A 5,494-nucleotide genomic window follows, 5' to 3' on the forward strand; every position below is an offset into this window, starting at 1 on the left:
GCGCCCATGCAGAAGACGATGAAGGCAAGGAGGACGTCGAGAAGCACGCGCGAATGGAACAGTGCGTCCGCACCCGCTGCTGCTGGAGCAGCGAGGACGAGGACATTTTTGACCCACTGCTTTGGGCGGAGGGCCTTTACCATTCCGTCGGCGAGGTTCTTCGGCGGCTTACGCTTGCGGCCAGTGTCGATGCCTGAAGTATGCGGTTCAGAGTGGAACACGCGCTGCGTACCGTCGTCGTGGTGGGAATCGCTCACGCGGTCTTCCTTTCGTAGCGGGTTAATGCCTCTGCGGTGACTGCGCCGATCGCAGCTCCAACCGCGGTATCCGTTGGATAATGCACTCCGAGCACCATACGCGAAGCCATCATCACGGGCACGCCGACAAGCGGCGCTGGGGTGGACAAAAGATGTGCGACGGCGACGAGGAACGCGGTTGTCGACGTCGAGTGGGAAGAAGGAAACGACAGCTTAGACGGCGTTGCCACGCCCACACGCACGTACGGGTAATCGGGACGCTTGCGGCGAACGATGCGCTTTAACACAACGCTGGCCGCATGGGCGGTAAAAGCACTCGCGCCGACGTATGCCCACTGGCGAGCCTTCGCTTTGTCCGCGCGATTGACCACGTACATGAGAGCGGAAGTTCCCATCCAGCCCAGGGCATGCTCACCCAAGTGGCTAAGGCCGCGGGCGGCAGGTACAACTCCAGGGACGTCGAAAGCTGCGTTCTGGATGCTTTCCAGAACGTGTGATTCCGCTACAGAAAGCTTACTGGGCATCGAATACCTTCTTCCAGGATTCGCGGGAGGTCAGCTCCGGCATCGCGGCGCGATACTGCGCCTTCAGATCGTCGAAGTTCTCCTCGATCTCCTTGAGCAGGCCGCGGGTCTGCTTGACGAGGTCGGTGGCCAGATCGCGGTCGCGTTTGCGGAAGGCCACGCCGGTGCCACCTGCGGTGGAAACTGTTGCGGAGTCCACGCGGGACAGGGTGAACCAGCGCGCTTCGTCTGGGGTGAGGTTGAGCTGCGGCGCCTCGTGGTGCGCGCGGTCTTCCTTGGTGACCAGGTGCTTTGCGGACTTCAGCAGCCATGGCAGCTTCTTGACCTTGCCGAGGCGGCCGCCGATGTTGCGGGTCGGTACGCCCGGCGCGCCGGGCGGAGCTGGCAGTTGGTCGGCAGACTCGATGATGACGGCATCGGAGTAGTTCTTGCGGATTTCCGCGATGCGCGGCAGGGAGGATTCCAGGATGTCGAAGAGGTGATCTGGGCCGGCCAAGAAGTCCTTCATAGCTTCCAGCTGGATAGCCATGGTGGAGTATTCCATGCACATCGTGTGCTTGAGGGTGGACTTGAAGATGGACTTCGTAATGCCCTTGACGTCGCCGTCGTGGTACATCGCAGCGACGATGAGACGGTTGCGCAGGTGGAAGTACGCCTGCCAATCGATGGCGTCGTCCTTGTCCGCCCACGCCATGTGCCAAATGGCAGCGCCTGGCCAAGTCACGGTTGGGAAGCCGGCGCGCTGGGCACGCAGGGAGTACTCGGTGTCGTCCCACTTGATAAACAGCGGCAGCGGCTGGCCGTTGGACTCGGCAACTACGCGTGGGAACAGGCACATCCACCAGCCATTGTATTCGACGTCGACGCGGCGATGCAGAGCACGGGAGTCGTACTTACGTGGGTCGAGGTGCGACTGGGCGTCGCCAATAGCGCGCAATGGGTACTTGGCGAAGTCGTGGTCGTAGACCGCGTGCGGCGCCCCGCCCCACATGAAGTCGTGCTTGTTGACCTGCTCGCCAGTGGTGCGCAGCTGGGAGCGCTCCTGCAGGTTCAGCATCTGTCCGCCAACGATGATCGGCTTTGCGGCGTATCGCGCGGCCTGCACTGCGCGCAGGATGGAGTCAGGCTCGATGGCGATGTCATCATCCATGTAGAGGATGAACGGGGAATCGGTGTTCTCCAACGCTTCGTACATGATGCGGGAGTAGCCGCCGGAGCCGCCCAGGTTGCCCTGCCGGAACTCGCGGAAGCGCGGGCCGAAGTGCTCGACGGCCTGCTCGTAGCCTGGCTCGTCTGCTGGGTGCTGGTTGCCCTGGTCCGGCATAAGGACGTAGTCGATGATGCCGTCAACCACTGGGTCCTCGGCGAGAGCCTGCAGAGCTGCGACGGCGTCGGTTGGGCGGTTGAAGGTAGGAATTCCCACGGCAACGCGCTTTTCCGAAGCCGGGATCTCCGTACCGTCCGGCATAATCTGCGGGCCCGGCTCGTGTGGAGCGCACCACGCAGCGTTGGAGAGAACGGTCTCTTTTTCAGCAGTGATGTCGAACCACAGCCAGCCGCCGTCTTCGAAGTTCTTCAGCGGCAGTTCGAAGTCGTGGTGACCGCTGCCGACCAGGTGGTTGGCCACGGAGATGCGCTGACCGTCCTGTTTGGAGCGGTAAATGGAGACGTTGGCTTGGCCTTCGAGCTCGAGGGAGAGCACGATGGACTTCAGCTGGGACCAGCGGCGCCAGTAGGAAGCAGGGAAAGCGTTGAAGTAGGTCTCGAAAGAAGCCTCTTCACCCGCTGGAATCGTCACCGCAGTGCGGTTGGTCCAGCTCAGGCGCTCGCGGTTTTGCTCGGACTCGATGAGATAGAGCATCCGGACGTCAAAAGGCTCGCCGCGCTTGGGCAGCAAGATTCGCTGAACAGGTTCGAAAACGCGGGTTTCGCTGCCAGCGGCGCTGGCGGAGGGATTGTTGGCAGTCACGATTACTTCGATTCTCCAAACGGTTTTATGACAATATTCAGTCAAACAGCCTAGTGGTTTGTGGCCGATAACCTCGCTCCCACACGGATTCAGGGCTGCAGTGACGCGTATTTAACACAACCCGGCCGTGAGCACTACGATTAATCCGAGCCTAAAGAGCCATAAATGCGCTCGCATTCTCTATCTCTTTAAGAGCGGACTCTATTTATCTAATGAAATATCTTTTCCAGCTACTTGCCGTAGCTTTCTTGCTGGTGACGCTGCCAGCAACGGCACACGCCGCTACGCCCACGGTGGAGATTTTTGATGAAGGTAATCTGCTTTCGCCCTCGGATGAATCAGCTCTGCGCCAGGAATCGGAGGCACTCGACCTACCTCCTGAGGTAAGCCGGATTCTGTACTTCACCTATGAGCACAACCACAAGGATGTATCGACTGATGCATTGGAATACCTGCGAGACAACGCCCGCGGCCTGCTGAACACGGATGGACGCAGCCTTAGGGAAGGAACGCTGCTCATCGGCGTTGGTTTGGATCCAATGTCATCGACTGCCCGTTGCAGTAATGATGTGTGCGAGGCGATTTCCATCGAGGCGCCGGGACGCCTGGACGGTATTCTGGACCAGATGGAAGCCCCGATGCGGGGCGGCAACTACACCGTCGGCCTGCTTTTAGCGGCCAAGGCTGCGGGCGATCCCTCTATCTCCCGCGAATCGACCACGGGGCTTCCAGGCTGGAGCATCTTCATCGCGATATCAGTGCTGGCGGTCACGATGCTCGTGGCTTCGTTTCTGTATTCGCGCAGGGTAACCGCCCGTCGACTCCTCGAACAGCTGGATTTCAACCGTGGTACCCTCCCGGCTGCCACAAAGTTCATCATCGAGGGCGACAAAATCGTCGCGGGACTTAATACCCCGCTGATTAACGAAGCCTTCAAGGCTCAATGGGAACAGATCAAGACTGACTATCGCCAGGTAAAGCCGAATATTGTGGCACTGGATTCGATGGATCCTTCGGCTAGCACTTCCCTACTTTTCCAACACAGCGGATCAATTACGCAGGGTTACCGCCAGTTGCACCGACTCAGCACTGCGAAGGCGCAGCTGGATGATCTCCAGCGCATGGCTAAGGGCGAAAAACTCACGCGGTCAACTGAGTTGGGATGGTTGAAAGCAGATATGCAGAGAGCTTCTGCAGTGGCAGAAAGCGGAGACCTTCCGGCGACGAGCGCGATCAGCGCCCTTCTCGAGCGCATTGAGATCTTGGAAAAGGATCTTTCTCGCGCGGATTTCTCGGCGCAGTTCGCGCGCCTTCTCGCCGACTACCGGCCCATCATCGGCGCGCTGCCCGAGCGGCTTTATGCCCACGGCGAACTCAATCACCAGCGGGCAGTCCCGCCGCAACTAGGCGAGCAGGATTGGCATCCAGGCATGGGCACGCACTACATGCCCTATAACTACGCCGAGTTCTGGGTGTCCAACAACGCTATTTCTGCGAACCTGCCACCGGCCTATCGCTTCTAGTTGTGAGATTAGGCCTCGACAGGGGCCTTATCGCTTACTGGCTCGATACCCAGCTTGCCCAACATATAAAGCACGCGGGCGCCGAGGTCGTCGTGCAGCTCGCGCTTTTCTTCCTCGGTGTTAGCCTCTGCGATGTCCCAGATCTTGATGTCCTTGCCCGGCTCGTCGCGCGGAATCTCGCGGCCTAGGTAGACGATGAAATCAGGCATTTCGACCATACGGCCTTCGGGGTCGGCTTCCTCGTGGGGTGCCGCGGCGTCGACAAGCAAGGCGTCGCCAGCATACTTCTTGGCGAGCTCTACAACTTCCTGTGCCAAGGCCTGATTTGCGCCAGCGGAAAAGCGCACGTGAAGGCGGTGCTCGCCGAAGTAATCTTTTACCTCACGTTCAACCAGAACAGGGATGAATTCTTCGACCGTTGCACCGGCAGTATGGCGCGCGATTGCCGCGTCTACCTCGGCGTCGATTTCCGCAGCAGCGTGAGCGTTGCCGTACAGGTCGTGGAGGTCCTGGCGCAAGGTCGCGAGGCGGTGATCATTGAGATGCGTCATGGTACTCACCCAATCACTTTCTGTTCTCTGTTTGTTAACCTAGTGTTAACCTTACGGAGATTCGCTCCCGGTTTCAACACCAACCCGCGGCACGCACAAAACCGTCAAAGTACCGCTTTATCACCGGACCTGACCGAACACGTCAGCAAGGCATACGCTTTTGAAGCCCGATCCCCACGAAAAACCAAACCACTCTCGGGCAACACTCTTTTATCATTAATTAACCAGTCTTAAGCCCCCTTCAGGACGATTAACAGACTAAAAGCTGGGTACTTCGCTCGAGTTTATTTAACGTAACGAATCCGCAACCGAGCTCATGGACGACGAAGTTCTTGCTGAAATCGCACGCCAGCTCGTTTCCATGCTGCGTCGAGATGCAAAGACCGACTGGACAGTACGCGATGACGTACGTGCGAAACTACGCCGCTCGGGCCGCAGGTTGCTACGCGACTACAAGTATTCAGCGGCGGCGCGCGAACAAAGTGACGTTGAACACCGTGATTAGCCCTGCAGCCGATAGCGCTGCTTCGGGCTCTTCAGCGGCTCAGTGCGCACGATGACGCCTTCCTCAACAAGTTCGTTAATGGTCCTGCGCACGCCGTTGAGGGACAGCCCCGCAGCCCCTGCCAATTCGCGGCTGGACGCTGTCCTGTGTTCGCGAAGATAGTCG

Annotated in this window: 5 protein-coding genes and 2 pseudogenes; 2 read left to right on the top strand and 5 right to left on the bottom strand. The window is 59.1% G+C overall.

Features of this window, described 5'->3' with window-relative positions:
- The 3 genes and pseudogenes from HMPREF2724_RS13330 to HMPREF2724_RS10705 all read right to left on the bottom strand — a co-directional run.
- A pseudogene (locus HMPREF2724_RS13330) lies at positions 1–257 on the bottom strand (decaprenyl-phosphate phosphoribosyltransferase); the annotation flags it as partial.
- A complete protein-coding gene (locus HMPREF2724_RS10700) occupies positions 254–781 on the bottom strand; it encodes a phosphatase PAP2 family protein (protein WP_061925049.1) in 528 nt (175 codons plus the stop codon). The pseudogene HMPREF2724_RS13330 and the gene HMPREF2724_RS10700, both read right to left, overlap by 4 nt.
- The gene (locus HMPREF2724_RS10705; RefSeq protein WP_070588548.1) at positions 771–2,750 is read right to left on the bottom strand and encodes a glycosyltransferase; all 1,980 of its coding nucleotides are present in this window, start codon (positions 2,748–2,750) and stop codon (positions 771–773) included. Before HMPREF2724_RS10705 ends, HMPREF2724_RS10700 begins: the two co-directional genes overlap by 11 nt.
- 212 nt (positions 2,751–2,962) lie before the next feature.
- Here HMPREF2724_RS10705 and HMPREF2724_RS10710 point away from each other — a divergent pair, with 212 nt between their 5' ends.
- Positions 2,963–4,273, top strand: coding sequence for a hypothetical protein (locus tag HMPREF2724_RS10710; RefSeq protein ID WP_070588549.1), 1,311 nt, complete (start codon positions 2,963–2,965; stop codon positions 4,271–4,273).
- A gap of 8 nt (positions 4,274–4,281) precedes the next feature.
- On the opposite strand, the gene HMPREF2724_RS10715 is transcribed toward HMPREF2724_RS10710, so the two are convergent.
- A complete protein-coding gene (locus tag HMPREF2724_RS10715) occupies positions 4,282–4,824 on the bottom strand; it encodes a three-helix bundle dimerization domain-containing protein (RefSeq protein ID WP_062036814.1) in 543 nt (180 codons plus the stop codon).
- A gap of 295 nt (positions 4,825–5,119) precedes the next feature.
- On the opposite strand from HMPREF2724_RS10715, the pseudogene HMPREF2724_RS10720 reads away from it, so the two are divergent.
- Positions 5,120–5,329, top strand: a pseudogene (locus HMPREF2724_RS10720) (type I restriction enzyme endonuclease domain-containing protein); the annotation flags it as partial.
- Here HMPREF2724_RS10720 and HMPREF2724_RS13525 read toward each other — a convergent pair.
- The gene (locus HMPREF2724_RS13525; protein WP_371440792.1) at positions 5,326–5,454 is read right to left on the bottom strand and encodes a hypothetical protein; all 129 of its coding nucleotides are present in this window, start codon (positions 5,452–5,454) and stop codon (positions 5,326–5,328) included. The pseudogene HMPREF2724_RS10720 and the gene HMPREF2724_RS13525 overlap by 4 nt on opposite strands.
- Between the last annotated feature and the right edge of the window lie 40 nt (positions 5,455–5,494).

It is taken from the genome of Corynebacterium sp. HMSC071F07 (genome assembly GCF_001810285.1).
In the GTDB taxonomy this organism is placed as follows: domain Bacteria; phylum Actinomycetota; class Actinomycetes; order Mycobacteriales; family Mycobacteriaceae; genus Corynebacterium; species Corynebacterium simulans.